This is a genomic window from Halomonas sp. C10-5, assembly GCF_057169305.1.
In genome coordinates, this window is the sequence record NZ_CP175665.1 from 2,470,280 (window position 1) to 2,485,240 (window position 14,961).

The 14,961-nt window shown below is 68.1% G+C and carries 10 protein-coding genes; 6 read left to right on the forward strand and 4 right to left on the reverse strand.

What is annotated here, in order from left to right; translation table 11 throughout:
* The first annotated feature begins 157 nt into the window (after positions 1–157).
* The 6 genes from ACJ7IV_RS11530 to ACJ7IV_RS11555 all read left to right on the forward strand — a co-directional run bounded on the left by ACJ7IV_RS11530 (position 158) and on the right by ACJ7IV_RS11555 (position 9,983).
* Complete coding sequence (locus tag ACJ7IV_RS11530) at positions 158–1,504, forward strand: UDP-glucose dehydrogenase family protein (protein WP_483864506.1); 1,347 nt, start codon at positions 158–160, stop codon at positions 1,502–1,504.
* A 12-nt stretch (positions 1,505–1,516) separates the two neighbouring features.
* On the forward strand, positions 1,517–3,475 hold the full coding sequence (locus ACJ7IV_RS11535; protein WP_483864507.1) for a glycosyltransferase: 1,959 nt from the start codon (positions 1,517–1,519) through the stop codon (positions 3,473–3,475).
* Positions 3,468–4,985 carry a PilZ domain-containing protein gene (locus ACJ7IV_RS11540; RefSeq protein ID WP_483864508.1) on the forward strand — a complete coding sequence of 506 codons (1,518 nt, stop codon included), beginning with the start codon at positions 3,468–3,470 and terminating at the stop codon, positions 4,983–4,985. Before ACJ7IV_RS11535 ends, ACJ7IV_RS11540 begins: the two co-directional genes overlap by 8 nt.
* 64 nt (positions 4,986–5,049) lie before the next feature.
* A complete protein-coding gene (locus ACJ7IV_RS11545) occupies positions 5,050–5,931 on the forward strand; it encodes a polysaccharide lyase (protein WP_483864509.1) in 882 nt (293 codons plus the stop codon).
* A 37-nt stretch (positions 5,932–5,968) separates the two neighbouring features.
* Complete coding sequence (locus ACJ7IV_RS11550; RefSeq protein ID WP_483864510.1) at positions 5,969–7,219, forward strand: alginate lyase family protein; 1,251 nt, start codon at positions 5,969–5,971, stop codon at positions 7,217–7,219.
* A 49-nt stretch (positions 7,220–7,268) separates the two neighbouring features.
* On the forward strand, positions 7,269–9,983 hold the full coding sequence (locus ACJ7IV_RS11555) for a tetratricopeptide repeat protein (protein WP_483864511.1): 2,715 nt from the start codon (positions 7,269–7,271) through the stop codon (positions 9,981–9,983).
* A 78-nt stretch (positions 9,984–10,061) separates the two neighbouring features.
* Here ACJ7IV_RS11555 and ACJ7IV_RS11560 read toward each other — a convergent pair whose 3' ends face one another.
* The 4 genes from ACJ7IV_RS11560 to hflK form a co-directional block, all read right to left on the reverse strand.
* Positions 10,062–11,357 carry an adenylosuccinate synthase gene (locus ACJ7IV_RS11560; protein ID WP_232912036.1) on the reverse strand — a complete coding sequence of 432 codons (1,296 nt, stop codon included), beginning with the start codon at positions 11,355–11,357 and terminating at the stop codon, positions 10,062–10,064.
* A gap of 61 nt (positions 11,358–11,418) precedes the next feature.
* Positions 11,419–12,594, reverse strand: coding sequence for an ATP phosphoribosyltransferase regulatory subunit (locus tag ACJ7IV_RS11565; RefSeq protein WP_483864512.1), 1,176 nt, complete (start codon positions 12,592–12,594; stop codon positions 11,419–11,421).
* A gap of 202 nt (positions 12,595–12,796) precedes the next feature.
* Complete coding sequence (gene hflC, locus ACJ7IV_RS11570; RefSeq protein ID WP_483864513.1) at positions 12,797–13,681, reverse strand: protease modulator HflC; 885 nt, start codon at positions 13,679–13,681, stop codon at positions 12,797–12,799.
* Positions 13,682–14,914, reverse strand: a complete 1,233-nt coding sequence (gene hflK, locus ACJ7IV_RS11575) for an FtsH protease activity modulator HflK (RefSeq protein WP_483864514.1) — start codon at positions 14,912–14,914, stop codon at positions 13,682–13,684.
* Positions 14,915–14,961 lie beyond the last annotated feature (47 nt).

Below are 14,961 nucleotides of genomic sequence, written 5' to 3' on the forward strand. Positions count from 1 at the left end.
GATCGCCGCCCCGTTGATAGCACAATCCATTGATATAAAAGGAATATAAAAACATGGCCCGATAATTGCTCCTGTGAGTGGTCGCATGCCCCCGTAGACCTGCCCTCCCCGCGTCCGATGCCTGCGGGTGGGCCCTCAGCAAGGAGCAATGACGACCATGCGGATTACCATCTTCGGTTCCGGTTACGTGGGCCTGGTGACCGGCGCCTGCCTGGCCGATGTGGGCCACGACGTCCTCTGCGTCGACGTCGATGCCGACAAGATCGCGCGCCTCAATGACGGCGAGGTACCGATCTATGAGCCCGGCCTGGAGGGCCTGATCCGCCAGAACCGGGCGACCGGACGCCTGCGCTTCACCACCGATGCCGCCGAGGGCGTGGCCTTCGGCCTGCTGCAGTTCATCGCCGTGGGCACGCCCGCCGACGAGGATGGCAGCGCGGACCTGCGACATGTGCTCGAGGTGGCCAAGACCATCGGCCGCCATATGACCCAGTACCGCATCATCGTCGACAAGTCGACGGTGCCGGTGGGCACCGCCAGCAAGGTGGCGCGCGTGATCAGCGCCGAGCTCGGGCAGCGCCGTCTGCAGCTCCCCTTCGATGTCTGCTCCAACCCGGAATTCCTCAAGGAGGGCGCCGCGATCGAGGACTTCTCGCGGGGCTCGCGCATCGTGGTAGGGACAGATTCCGACCGCGTGCGCAGCGCCATGCGTGAGTGCTACGGCCCCTATAACCGCAACCGCGACAAGCTGATGTTCATGGGCGTGCGCAGCGCCGAGCTGACCAAGTACGCTGCCAATGCCATGCTCGCCACCAAGATCAGCTTCATCAACGAGATCGCCAACCTGGCCGAGCGGCTGGGAGCCGACGTGGAGGAGGTTCGCCACGGCATCGGCAGCGACCCACGCATCGGCTATCACTTCATCTATCCCGGCTGCGGCTACGGTGGCTCCTGCTTCCCCAAGGACGTCAAGGCGCTGGCGCATACTGCCGAGCAGGTCGGCCACCCCGCCGAGATGATCGCCGCCGTGGAGCGCGTCAACGCGCGTCAGAAGAGCCGACTGTTCGAGATGCTGTGCCAGGCCTTCAACGGCCAACTGGCCGGCAGGACCATCGCGCTGTGGGGCCTGGCCTTCAAGCCCAACACCGATGACATGCGCGAGGCCCCCAGTCGGGCGCTGATGGAGGCCCTCTGGGAGGCCGGTGCCCGGGTCCAGGCCTATGACCCCGAGGCCGCCGAGGAGTGTCGCCGCCTGTATGGCGACCGTGACGACCTGGTGCTCGCCGGCTATCGCGACGAGGCCCTCGAGGGCGCCGATGCCCTGGTGATCTGCACCGAATGGAAGGCCTTCCGCACCGTCGACTTCGAGGCGCTGCGAGCGACCCTGCGCGAGCCGGTCGTGGTGGACGGCCGCAACCTCTTCCCGCCCGAGTCGGTCAAGGCCGCAGGCCTCGCCTATTACGCCATCGGCCGGGGTGACTCCGTGCGTCCCGTACTCGCCTGAGGGGGAGTCGAGATGTCGAACACACCTGACGATCGCTCCGTCGCCAGCAAGGTGACGGAGGTCACTACCTTCATCCTCGGGATCGCCCTGCTGATCGTGGTGGTCGATGGCCTGCCGCTGGATGTCTTCTCCTCGGAATCGAAGAGCTTCTTCTTCGCCGTCGGGGCGGTGGGCATCTGGCGCTACAGCTGGTGGTTGATCCAGGCCGTGCGCTCGGTGTGGTACAACCGTCGGATCTTCCCGCGCCTGCGGGCCGAGGCGGATGCCCAGGGGGAGCAGGGCCTCCCCCCGGAGCTCTATGTGCTGTGCACCTCCTTCCGCATCGAGCCCGAGGTCAGTTTCCGTGTCTACGATGCCCTGGTACGCGAGGTCGCCGACTATGGCGTGCCCACCACCATCTTCGCCTCGCTGTCGGACCGCACCGACGTGGACATCATCACCCACGTCATGGACGACAACGGCTGGCCGGAGAACATCGAGCTGCGCTACATGTTCCAGAAGGGCGATGGCAAGCGCTCGGCCATGGCCGAGGTGCTGCGCGCCATCTCGCGACGCATGCCGGCGCCGGGCGCCCTGCTGGTTTCCATGGACGGCGATATCCGGCTCGAGCCGGGCACCCTGTCGCGCTCGCTGTCGTTCTTCAGCGTCCAGGATGATCTGGGCGCCCTGACCACCAACAACAGCGCCATCGTCACGGGAGGCGACGCCACCAAGGAGTGGTATGACATCCGCTATGCCCAGCGTCACCTGGTGATGAGCTCGATGTCGGTCTCACGGCGCCTGCTGGTACTGACCGGCCGCTACAGTGCCTTCCGGGCCGAACTGGCGACCCAGCCCGACTTCATCGAACTGGTGGAGAACGACCACGTCGACCACTGGCGCTTCGGCACCTTCAAGTTCCTCTCCGGTGACGACAAGTCGACCTGGTACTGGCTGCTGAAGAACGGCTGGCGGATGCTCTACATCCCGGACGTGCACGTCTCGGGCTTCGAGGAACTGCCCGACCGCAGGCGGTTCTTCAAGTCGACCACCGACCTGATGCGCCGCTGGTACGGCAACATGCTGCGCACCAGCAACCGCGCCATCGCCCTGGGACCAAGGCCCATGGGTCTGTTCACCTGGTGGAGCCTGGTCGACCAGCGGCTCTCCATGTGGACCACCCTGATCGGCCCCACGGTGGCGCTCCTGGTAACCCTGTTCATCCGCCCCTCGTTCATATTCGCCTATGTCCTGTGGATCCTTTTCACCCGCGGCATCGTGACGCTCATCCTGGCCTGGCAGCACGGACGCTACAGCCTGCTCTGGGTGCCCCTGATCTACTACAACCAGGTGTGGGGTGCGTTGCTCAAGACCTATGTCAGCTTCCGCTTCAACCGCCAGAAGTGGTCGCGCCAGGGCATCTCCGCGGGGGAACCCGACGACCCGGCGGCCGTGAAGCGCCAGCGGCGCATGGGCCATGTGCTCCACGGCTTCGCCTACGGCGTGCTGCTCTACGTGCTGGTGCTGGCCACCGGGGTTCTGCAGCCACCGGACCGCACCTCGCTGGCCACCCTGATCGGCGGCAGTCCGGCGGCGCAGTCGCGGGTGGACGACCGCTGGCTGTCGCTGGCCATCGCCGATGCCCCGGAGGGGGGCAGCGTGCAACTGCCGGCCGGTGACTTCCATCTCGACGACGAGCTGCTGGACACAATCGAGGGCCTCGACCGCCCCCGGGCCCGGCAGCTGCTGGGTGCCTCGGGGGACGCCACGCGCCTCTTCGTCACCGCCGAGCTGGCCACCCACCTGAGCGACAGCCGTGGACGACCCATCGCCGAAGCGGCGGTCTGCCCGCAGCCTGCCGGCTGCACCCTGACACTGAAGCACCACTCGATGCGCCTCAAGGGCCTGAGGATCCAGGTGGACTCCGGCCGTTCCGGCGACACCCTGGCGTCGGCCAACCAACAGAGCAAGGAGAAGGCAAAGGATGTCTGATCATTATCCCGACATGAACGGCATCGACCGCAACGAGCCGAGCCTGGGTCCGGTCGCCCACCGAGGCGAGGGACGCCATCACGAGAGAATCCACCACGAGCGGCGCGACGAGCGCCGCTTCATCCGCGTCTCGCCGCCCTTCCGGGTACGCCTCGAGGATGGCCAGGAGCTCCCCGGTGCCGATGTCTCGGTGGGCGGCTTCGCGGTGCGCACCTCACGGCCGCTGCGCCCTGGCGAGCGCCTGTCGGCCTCGCTGCTGCTGACCGCCGGGGCCACCGAACTGATCGTGCCGGTGCAGGCCGAGTGCCGCCATGCCACCGCCGAGCAGGGCGGGCGGAACTACGTCAACGGCTTCGAGATCACGGATATCGAACCACCACACCGCGAACTGCTGCGCCAGGTGGTTCGCAGCTGCCTGACCGGACGCCACCCCAGCATTGAGTCGCTGATGGAAGGCGAGGATCCGCAGACCCCGCGCAGGCGCAAGGCGGGCCACTCCTCGCCCCTGCCGCCGTCGCGCCCACCCAAGCCGCGGGGACGCTACCTGCTGCTGTTCACCGCCATCGGCGTCCTCGCGATCGCGGCCGCGGCCACAGCCTACCGCAACTTCATGTTGATCGAGCCGAGCTTCGCCGCGGTCACCGCCCCACGGATCGACATCCGCGCTCCGGGCCCCGGCATCCTCGAGGCCCACGACCTGCAGGCCGGCGACCGGGTCGAGCGCGACCAGGAGCTGACCAGCATCGCCAACAGCGACCTGGAGTCGGAACTGATCCTCTCCCGCGCCTCGCTCAACTACAACGAGCAGCTCATCACGAACCTGAAGGAGCACCTGGCGTCGGCCGGCGGCGGCCAGGTCAGCATCGCCAGCTCCGCGCGCCCCGAAAGCGGCGATGCCATGAGCTTCGAGACGGTGTCGCCGGAGATCGCCCAGGCACGCATCGAGCAGTTCGAGACGGCACGCGACCTGGAGAGTTCTCGCATCACCGCGCTGGAGGCACGCCAGGCCAGCAACGACATCTACAGCCCGTGCGAGTGCCTGGTGGCCTGGGCCCTGAGCAGCGCAGACGGCACCTATGTCAACGAGAGCGAGCGGATCATGACCCTGATCCGCACCGGTGAGGACGATGTCATGGTCGAGGCGCTGGTCCACATGGATGACATCGACCGCATCGAGCCCAACCAGACGGCCTATGTCTCGCTGCCCAACGCCTCGACCCCGATCCGCGCTCGGGTACGCAACGTGGCGCTCGACGTCGAGCGCCAGCCGCGCGCCGGCTTTCCCAGCTGGGTCCGCCAGCAGCAGAACGTGGCAAGCGTGCTGCTGGTGCCCGAGAAGAGCCTGCCCCCGGAAAGTGTCGGCAAGCCGGCAGACGTGCGCTTCACCGAGGCCCCGCTGCTGGGTGCCACCGCCGAGTGGGTCTGGCAGGGGATGCGGGCCGTGATCCAGCTGGGTGAGCGTGTCTATCGTGCCGCCACCCAGGAGGACGCCCCTCCCGAGGCGGGGTGATCCCCGACCACCGACGCCGCGATGCCTCGGCACCGCGGCCCTTCGTCAAGGAGACTCCATGCACATGACATCACCCGATTCCCGGCATCTGGCACTGCTCCTCACGGTCCTGCTGTCGGGCCTCGCCTCGTCGGGCGCCGCTGCCCGGGAAGACGAGGAGCCGTCACTCTCCTACCCGCGGGTCGAACCCTGTTCGGCGCGCTATCCGCTGGTGGCCACCCCGCAGCCGGACCTCACCGCCGAGGATGCCCGGGCAGGGGTGCGCCAGGGCTTCGGCACCCGGCGTGACTGGGGCGTCGAGGATAATGTCGAACTCCTCGAGGCCGACGCCACGGGCCTCGGCGAGCCGGGACTGCGCGTCCACTACCCCGAGGGCACCTCCTCCCCCGGAGACACGGAGCAGGGGGGCGCCGGCTTCTATGCTGCCCCAGCAGGCCTGACCGGGGCCGAGCGGGCCTGCCTCACCTACCAGGTGCGCTTCGAGCCAGGGTTCGACTTCGTCAAGGGGGGCAAGCTGCCGGGCCTCTACGGCGGCGATGCTCCCAGTGGCGGCGACGAGGTCGACGGCGAGAGCGGCTTCTCGATGCGCTTCATGTGGCGCGAGGCCGGCCAGGGGGAGCTCTACGAGTACGTGGCCAGCCAGGACGAGGAGTTCGGCGCCTCCGTGGGTCGCGGGCTGTGGAGCTTCCCCAGCGGGGAGTGGGTCACCATCGAACAGGAGCTGGTGCTCAACACGCCGGGTGAGGCCGACGGGCTGGCCCGGGTGTGGATCGACGGCGTGCCAGTGCTTGAGCAGGGCGGGATCCTCTACCGCACCACCGACGAGGTGGCCATCGACGGCCTGATGTTCTCGACCTTCTTTGGCGGCAGCGGCAAGGAGTGGCGCACCCCGTCCGACCAGCATGCCGACTTCGCCGCCTTCCGTTTCTATGCCCCCTCGCCCTGAGCGGGGCCGCCCCATCTCACAAGGAGTGACACCCGCCATGCCCCAGGCCCGTTTCGGACTGCCCCACCGCCCTCTCGCCGCCCTGACTTTGCTGTTCGCCGGGCTGGCGAGCGGCGCGGGCGCCCAGGAGAGGGAGGTCCTCACCATCGAGGAGCGCGAGGCGCTGGACCTCTCGGACTATCGCGTCACCGCCCCCGACGCCGGCTACTTCGACGTGGCGGCCCGCATGGAAGAACTCGCCGACACCGACAACGCCATCCTGCTCCAGGAGGTCGACCAGCTCGCCCAGGGCCCGAGCTGCCAGCAGATAATGGCGTACGAGCCCATCACCACCCAGCTTCGGGTTCCCGGCTACTACCCCAACCCCGAGGCATGGGAGCTCGCCTCGGAGCCGCTGTTCCAGTTCGAGGACAACGTCTCGATGCTGGCCGGCAGCTTCGTCGCCAGCGGCGACGACTACTATGCCGAGTGCCTGGTGCGCTTCCTCGACCACTGGGCGCAGCAGGAAGCCCTGACCGACTTCTACTACGACTCCGTCGAGCCCCAGGCGTGGTTCGCCACCGAGTCGATGATCTTCGCCGCCGCCATGGCCTACGCCAGCGTGCGCCCCTTCGTCGACGGCATGCAGGAGGAGCGTGAGCGCGTCGAGGCGTGGCTCAACGGCCTGGCCCACCAGCACGCCGATATCCCCGGTGGCGAGGGCAACAGCTGCTGCAACAACCACTTCTACCGTCGGGCGCTCTACGCCAGCATGGTCGGTGTGCTGACCGAGGACAACGAGCTGTTCCGCTTCGGGGTCAGCGCCATTCATGCCGCGCTGCATGACATGACCGAGGAGGGCGCCTTTCCGCTGGAGGTCTCCCGAGGTCGGCGCGCCACCCACTACCAGAACTATGGCCTGCTCTACCTGATCACCAACATGCAGGTGATCGCCCGCCAGGGCTACGACATCTTCGAGCTCGAGGTCGACGGCCGCACCATCCATGACGCCATCGACTTCCTGTTCGCGATCCTCGACGACCCGGCCGCCCTGGGCGACTACGCCCCCCTCGAGCAGTACACCGGATTTCTCAAGGATCCCCAGTACTTCACCTGGATGGAAATCTACCTCAAACGCTTCGATGACCCCCGCGTCGAGGACTTCATCCGCCGGGTACGCCCCCTCTACAACCGCAGTGCCGGCGGCTACATGACCCTCTACTTCATGGATCCCGATGCCCAGCACCATGTCGTGCTCGACGAGGAAAAGCAGGAGACCACGGCGTTCAAGGGACTGGGGCAGGAGTGATACCCCGATATCCGCCGTCATCCGAGAATCACCACGAGGCCCGAACCCCATGAAAATCATCCCGACCGCTACCCACGCACTGCCACAGGCTAGAGGACTTCGCCTGATGGCCTCGGCCAGCCTGCTGGTGCTGCTCGCCGGATGCGCCGTCACCGACACGACTCCCCAGGCCATCGCGCCCCTGCCCGAGCGCTACCAGGCCTGGTTCGAGGACGGCCAGCCGCGCAACCTCGAGTGGATGCACAAGCAAACCGTCGAGAAGGCCGACGAGGCGGCCGCCGCAGGCAACCCCCGTGAGGCGATTCGACTGCTCACCGGCCTGGCCGATCAGGGCTTTCCCCAGGCGCACTATGAACTGGGCAAGCTCTATGACCAGGGCGAGGCGATGGAGCGCGACCCAGGACGGGCGGCCGAGCATTACGCCCGAGCGGTGCGCACCCCCTCCTACATTCGCGGCCATGCCGCGCTCAACCTGGCGAAGCTCTATCGCGAGGGCGACTCCGTCGAGCGCAACGACCTGCTCGCCTACCACCTGCTGCGCCTGGCCATCGAAGAGGAGGTGGAGCGTGACGAGCGGGTGATGCTGGCGGAACTGCTGCGCGACGGCGGCGATGGGGTGCCGGCCGACCCCGAGCAGGCGGCCAGGCTCTATGCCATGGAGGCCGAGCAGGGGCGCGAGGAAGCGCTCAGGGCGCTGGCCGAGGCCCATGCCCCCGGCGGCTGGCTGGACGAGAAGCCCGAACTCGCCATGGACTACGCCCAACGCTACGCCGCGGCGCTGCGCAAGCGCGCCGCGGCCGGCGAGACCGATGCCATGCGGCGCCTGGCGAGACTGCATGCCCCCGATGGCCTGGTCGGCGACCAGCCTGATCAACGCCTGCACTGGCTACGCCAGGCGGCCGAGGCCGGCGATGAGGATGCGCTGGGCAACGCAGGTAACGCTCTGCTCGAGGCCGGGGAAACCCGAGAGGGGATCGCAATGCTCGAGGAGGCGGCCAGACACGGCGATGTCGACGCCATGAGCAAACTGGGCGGTTTGCTGGTCGACTCCGAGCAGGAGCCAACCAGGCCGGCGGAAGGCAAGCGCTGGCTCGAGAGGGCCGTTGAAGCCGGCAACATCGACGCCATGGAGATACTCGGGGCCACGCTGGTGGCCGAGGCCCGTCAGCGGCAGGAGGCGATGGGCTCGCTGGGAAGCGACGCCGATGTTGCCTCCCCCGACCTCGGCGAACCGGCCCTCTTCACCCCACCCGCGGCCCAGCGTGGCATCGCCCTGCTCGAGCGCGCCGCCGAGCAGGACCACGCCCTGGCGATGACTCGCCTGGGTGATCTCTATATGGCGGGCGAGCTGGTACCCAGCCAGCCCTATCTGGCCATCGACTACCTGGAGCGCGCACACGAGCTGGGTCACCCCTGGGCCACCCAGCAGCTGGGCGCCGCCTACCTCGAGGGCCGCGGCGTTCCGCAGGACGGACGCCTGGCGGAAGGCTTGCTTCGCGAGGCGGGGCAACAGGGTCAGGCGGGGGCCCTGCGCCTGCTCGGTGAAGCCCACCTCCAGGAGCAGGGGCCCCTGCCCTTCCACCCCAGCCGTGCCGAGTCGCTGCTGGAGGAGGCCCTCGAGGCCGGTGATGACACCGCCATGGCGGTACTCGGTGAGGCCTACCTTCGGGGGCCGCTGCCGGAGAATAGCGGCCGCGGCCTGGCCCTGCTCGAGCGCGCGGCGCGCAACGGCGACGCCAATGCCATGCTGGTGCTGGGTCGCGCCTATCGCGACGGCGACGGGGTCGGCCAGGACCTCGACGAGGCCACACACTGGCTGACGCGGGCCCGTGAGGCCGGGAGCATGGCCGCTGATGAGGTCATGGTCGGGGTCAACCGCAAGAAGGGGGCTGGCGGCGATATCAACGCCCTGATCGAGGCCGCTGAGCAGGGACACCCCGGGGCCATGGCCGACCTGGGACGCGCCTTCCGGGAAGGCCGGGGCGTGCAGGCAGATCCCCGGGCGGCCCGCCACTGGCTCGAGCAGGCCGCGAATGCCGGCCACACCGGGGCGCGCGCCGAGATCGGCGAGATGCTGCTCGACAGCGAGCCGCAGCGCGCCCTGTCGCTGCTGCAGTCCGCCGCCGACGCCGGCCACGAGGGGGCGCGCCTGACCCTCGGCCAGGCCTACCTGAAGGGTGATATCGTCGCGGCCGATGCCGAGCGGGGTATCGAATACCTGCGCCCCCTCGCCGAAGCGGGCAATCCCCATGCTGCCCGGGAGCTAGGCGTGGCCTATCAGGAGGGTCTGGGGGTGACGGCCGATCCCGAGCAGGCCCGGGAGTGGCTGGAAAGAGCCGCCGAGAGTGGCGATCTCGCTTCACGGGCCAACCTGGGCCGCGTGCTGCTGCGGGGCGAGGCGGGTATGCCCGTGGACACGGAGCGCGGCCAGGAGCTGCTGCAGGAGGCCGCCGACCAGGGGCACCCCGGGGCCATAGCCACCCTGGGCCGGGAGTACATACGCGGCGAGAACCTCGAGCAGGATGTCCGCCAGGGGGCCGACTACCTGTTGAAGGCGGCCGAGCAGGGCCACTCCAGTGCTCGTCTGGCGCTGGCCAAGGCCTACCTGGCGGCCAACGGCCTCGAGAATGCCAGCCGCGAGCAGGCCCTGGTGTGGCTCGATGGCGTCATGGAAGGCGACAGCAGCATGGCGCTGCAGACCCTCCACGAGCTGCTCTCCGACGAGAGTGCCGCCGAGGCGCTGGAAGTAGCGGCAGCGGAGTGATCCCCCAGCGCACCCCACTACGCGAAGGCCGGCCCCTTGGGGGCCGGCCTTCCTGTTTCCGGGCTGTCGAGAAGACGCTCAGCCGTCGAAGGGATTGCGCAGCACGATGGTCTCGTTGCGATCCGGCCCGGTGGAGATGATATCGATGCTCACGCCCACCTTCTCTTCCAGGAAGCTGATGTAGGAGCGAGCGTTGGCCGGCAGGTCCTCGACGCGCTTGGCACCCAGGGTCGACTCGCTCCAGCCCGGGAGGTCCTCGTAGAGCGGCTCGATGGCTTCATAGCCCTCGGAGTCCACCGGGGTATCCAGCACCTCGCCATCCTTGCTGCGGTAGCCGATGCAGACGCGGATGTTCTCGAGGCCATCGAGGACGTCGAGCTTGGTCAGGCAAATGCCCGAGACGGAGTTGATCTGCACGGCATGGCGCAGGGCCACGGCATCGAACCAGCCACAGCGACGCGGACGGCCGGTGGTGGCGCCGAACTCGTGGCCCTTCTCGGCCAGGTGACGGCCGTGATCATCGAACAGCTCGGTGGGGAACGGGCCGGAGCCGACCCGGGTGGTGTAGGCCTTGGTGATGCCCAGCACATAGTCCAGGTAGAGCGGACCGACGCCGGAGCCGGTGGCGGTGCCGCCGGCGGTGGTGTTGGAACTGGTCACGAAGGGATAGGTGCCGTGGTCGATATCCAGCAGCGAGCCCTGGGCGCCCTCGAAGAGGATGTTCTCGCCGGCGCGCCGCACCCCATGCACCAGGCCCACCGTGTCGGCCACCATGGGACGCAGCTCCTCGGCCATCTGCATGGCGCTGTCGAGGACCTCCTGGAAGTCCACCGGCGGCTCGCCGTGGTAGTTGACCAGCACGAAGTTGTGGTAGTCCAGCACCTCGCCGAGCTTGGAGGCGAAGCGCTCGCGGTGGAGCATGTCACCCAGGCGCAGCCCGCGGCGCGCTACCTTGTCCTCGTAGGCCGGGCCGATACCCCGCCCGGTGGTGCCGATCTTGGCCACGCCGCGGGCCTTCTCGCGGGCCTGATCGAGGCGCACGTGGTAGGGCAGGATCAGCGGACAGGCCGGCGACAGGCGCAGGCGGTCGCGCACCGGCACACCCTTGGCCTCCAGCTCGCGAATCTCCTTGATCAGTGCCTCCGGAGACAGCACCACTCCGTTGCCGATGACACACATCTTGCCGGGCCACAGGATGCCGGAGGGGATCAGGTGGAGGACGGTCTTCTCGCCGTCGAGCACCAGGGTGTGGCCGGCGTTGTGGCCGCCCTGGAAACGCACCACCGCATCGGCGGATTCGGTCAGCAGGTCGACGACCTTGCCCTTGCCCTCGTCACCCCACTGGGTGCCCAGTACGACTACGTTCTTGCCCATTGCTCTCTCGTCTCTCGTTGCCGCGCGGCGGCGGGCCGTCGCGCCAAGGTGGTATCCCAGTCTACAGTGTCACGGCCTGCCAGTGGCCATCGCGATGCACCAGCTGACGATTGCAGCGATGTTCGGAGGGCCCGGTGCGCTGTCCCGGCAGAGCCTGCACCACGCGCTCGCCCTCGGCGCGCAGCGCCAACACGGCCTCGGCCAGACCCTCGCCATCGGCCGGGGCCCAGATGCCGTCGCAGGGCGGTTCGGCGAGCGACAGCGTGGCCAGCTGCTTGAGGTCCATGGAAAAGCCGGTGGCCGGGCGGGCGCGGCCGAAGGCACGCCCGGTATCATCATAGCGGCCGCCCTTGGCCAACGCCTGGCCGTAGCCGGGCACATAGGCCGCGAACATCATGCCGGTGTGATAGGCGTAGCCCCGCAGCTCCCCCAGGTCGAGGTAGAGCGATACCTCGGGATGTGCGGCCAGCACGCCCTGCTGCAGGGCACGCAGCTGCTCGAGGGCGGCACCCACGGCGGCAGGCGCCTCGGCGAAGGCCTCGCGCGCCTCGTCGAGTACCTCCACGCCGCCGTGCAGGCGGCCGAGCGCCATGAACATCTCGGCCAGCCCCGGATCGCCGACGCTCGCCTCGACGCGGGCGGCCAGTTCTCCCGGCGACTTCAGTTCCAGGGCCTCGAACATCGCTCGCTCGGCATCGCCCTCGAGGCCCGAGGCCTCCACCAGGCTGCGATAGATGCCGATGTGCCCCAGTGCCAGGTGGATCTCACCGGCGCCAGCGGCGGTCAGCGAGGCCAGCGCCAGGTTGAGGATCTCCAGGTCGGCCTCGAGGCCGGCGTGGCCGAACAGCTCCACCCCGACCTGCACCGGGCTGCGGCCGCCCTGGTGCTGGTCGGGCGTGGCGCGCAGCACGTTGGTGCAGTAGCAGAGCCGCACCGGGCCCTGGCGCTTGAGCGAGTGGGCATCCATGCGCGCCACCTGGGGGGTGACGTCGGCGCTGATGCCCATCATGCGGCCGGTCAACTGGTCGGTGAGCTTGAAGGTCTGCAGCGCCAGGTCGGAACCGGTACCGGTGAGCAGCGAGTCGAGGAACTCCGCGGTAGGCGGCATCACCTGATCGTAGCCCCAGCGGTGATAGAGATCGAGCAGCGCACGGCGCAGCTCCTCCATGCGGTTCGCCTGGGGAGGCAGCACTTCGTCCATGCCGTCGGGCAGCAGCCAGCGGTCAGCGATGGTCATGTGAATCATCCTGCAAGGCAGTGAAAATGGCCGTGAAGTCTACGCTCCTGCCGAGGCGGCGAGCGTCTGACGTGCGCCTGGGCTTGCGCAGGGCTTGTGGATAGACGGCCACAAAAAAACCGGGCCACGCCCGGTTACAGGAGTTTACCACGTTTGCGTCGGGGATGAACCCCGGCCGGGCCCGCAGGCCCGGCCGGATGCCTTACTCCCCGTCGCCTGGCGTGGGGCTCTTCAGGTACTGGAAGAACTCGCTGGAGGGATCGAGCACCAGCATGTTGTCATCGCCAGCGAAGCTGTCGCGATAGGCGTTCAGGCTGCGCCAGAAGCTGAAGAACTCCTGATCCTTGCCATAGGCTTCGGCGAAGATGGCCGCGGCCTCGGCATCACCCTCACCGCGCAGGGTCTCGGAGCGCTCGTTGGCCTGGGCCAACAGCACCTGACGACGGCGGTCGGCGTTGGCACGGATGCGTTCGGCCTCCTCCTGACCCTGGGCGCGCCACTCGCGGGCCTCCCGCTCACGCTCGGAGCGCATGCGCTCATAGACCGCCGAGGAGACATCCTCGGGGAGGTCGATACGCTTGACGCGGATATCGCGGATGGCCACGCCCAGCTCATCGCGCAGCAGCTCATCGAGCTCCTCGGTGGGACCGGTCATCAGGTCATCGCGACGCTCGGCGATGATCTGCTGCAGGTCGAGACGGCCAAACTCGTTACGCAGGCTCTCGTCGACACGCGGCTGGATCAGCCGGCTGGCCATCAGCTCGTCACCGGCCGTGGCCTCGTAGTACTGAGTCGGATTGACCACCTGCCACTTGACGTAGGAGTCGACGATCACCGCCTTCTGCTCCAGGGTCAGGTAGCGGCTGGGCTCGGTATCCAGGGTCAGCAGCCGCGTATCGAAGGTACGCACCGTCTGGGTGATCGGCACCTTGAAGTGCAGGCCGGGCTGGATGTTCTCCTCAATGATCTCACCGAAGCGCAGCTTGACCGCACGCTCGGTCTCGTCGACCACGTAGAGGCTGTTGCTGGCCAGCCAGGCGACGGCCGCCAGGCCGCCGACAATGAGCAGGGAACGATTATTAATCATTTAGCGGCCCTCCCTGCGGATACCACCGGTGTTGCTGCTGTTGCTGGTGTCGCCGGAAGACGACGAGGCGCCCTGGGTGCCGCGCAGGCGCTCCAGCACCCTTGGGTCGAGCTCGCCCTCTTCGCCCTGCTGTGCGCTGCTGCTGCCGCTTCTGCCCAGCTGATCCAGGGGCAAGTACATCAGCGGCGCGTCGTTGGCGACATCGACCATCACCTTGGAGGTGTTGCCGAACACTTCGCTGACGGCATCGAGGTAGAGGCGCTCACGCATGATCGCCGGTGCATCCTCGTACTGGGTAAGCAGGGCGCTGAAACGGCTGGCCTGACCACGCGCCTCGGCGACTACCGATTCGCGATAGCCCTGGCCCTGCTCGACAATGCGCTGCGCCTGGCCCTGGGCCTCGGGGATGATGGCATTGGCGTAGGCCATGCCCTGGTTGATGGTGCGCTGGCGATCCTCACGGGCCCGGATGACATCATCAAAGGCATCGATGACCTGGTCCGGCGCCGAGGTGGATTCGATGTTGATGGTCTGCAGGCGAATGCCGGTGCCGTAGCTGTCCTGGTAGGACTGCAGACGACTCGCCACCGAGCTGCCGAGGATCTCACGACCGGAGGTCAGGATATCGATCATGTCGGTGCCGCCGACCACGTGGCGCAGGGCACTGTCCAGGGCGTTCTCGATGGAGAGCTGCGGGTCGCGCACGTTGAGCACGAAGTCACGCGGATCGGCGACCTGGTACTGGGCCGAGATCTCGACCTCGACGATGTTCTCGTCGCGAGTCAGCATCGACTGGGTCTGGGTCAGCGAGCGTACCCGGGTCACGTTGACCATGCGTACGTCGTCGATCAGCGGCGGATTCCACTGCAGGCCGGGGGTGACGACCTCCTGGAACTTGCCGAAGCGCAGCACCACGCCCCGCTCCGACTGGTCGACCAGGTAGAAGCCCGAGGCCGCCCAGATAGCCAGGGCCACCACGACCAGCAGGCCCGGCAGGGTGAAGGCATTGCGTGGCTTGCCACCCCCGCCCTTGCCGCCGGATCCACCCTTCTTTCCCCCGCGGCCACCCAGCATGCTGTTGAGCTTGTCCTGAAACTTCTTCAGGGCCTCGTCCAGGTCCGGGGGCTGATTGCCACCGCCCTTGCCACCGCCGCCGTTACCGCCGCCGCGACGACCGCCCCCACTCCAGGGGTCGTGCTGGTTGCCACCACCACCAGGCTCATTCCAGGCCATAGGTCTTCTCCACTATGCGTTGCTGCCCCGACCGGAGATGCCGGCCG

Bases quoted from the DNA above. Each gene is read 5' to 3' on its own strand.
- hflC (WP_483864513.1), bottom strand. From the start codon at position 13,681: ATGATTAATAATCGTTCCCTGCTCATTGTCGGCGGCCTGGCGGCCGTC.
- ACJ7IV_RS11530 (WP_483864506.1), top strand. From the start codon at position 158: ATGCGGATTACCATCTTCGGTTCCGGTTACGTGGGCCTGGTGACCGGC.
- ACJ7IV_RS11545 (WP_483864509.1), top strand. From the start codon at position 5,050: ATGACATCACCCGATTCCCGGCATCTGGCACTGCTCCTCACGGTCCTG.
- ACJ7IV_RS11535 (WP_483864507.1), top strand. From the start codon at position 1,517: ATGTCGAACACACCTGACGATCGCTCCGTCGCCAGCAAGGTGACGGAG.
- ACJ7IV_RS11565 (WP_483864512.1), bottom strand. From the start codon at position 12,594: ATGACCATCGCTGACCGCTGGCTGCTGCCCGACGGCATGGACGAAGTG.
- ACJ7IV_RS11550 (WP_483864510.1), top strand. From the start codon at position 5,969: ATGCCCCAGGCCCGTTTCGGACTGCCCCACCGCCCTCTCGCCGCCCTG.
- ACJ7IV_RS11555 (WP_483864511.1), top strand. From the start codon at position 7,269: ATGAAAATCATCCCGACCGCTACCCACGCACTGCCACAGGCTAGAGGA.
- ACJ7IV_RS11560 (WP_232912036.1), bottom strand. From the start codon at position 11,357: ATGGGCAAGAACGTAGTCGTACTGGGCACCCAGTGGGGTGACGAGGGC.
- ACJ7IV_RS11540 (WP_483864508.1), top strand. From the start codon at position 3,468: ATGTCTGATCATTATCCCGACATGAACGGCATCGACCGCAACGAGCCG.
- hflK (WP_483864514.1), bottom strand. From the start codon at position 14,914: ATGGCCTGGAATGAGCCTGGTGGTGGTGGCAACCAGCACGACCCCTGG.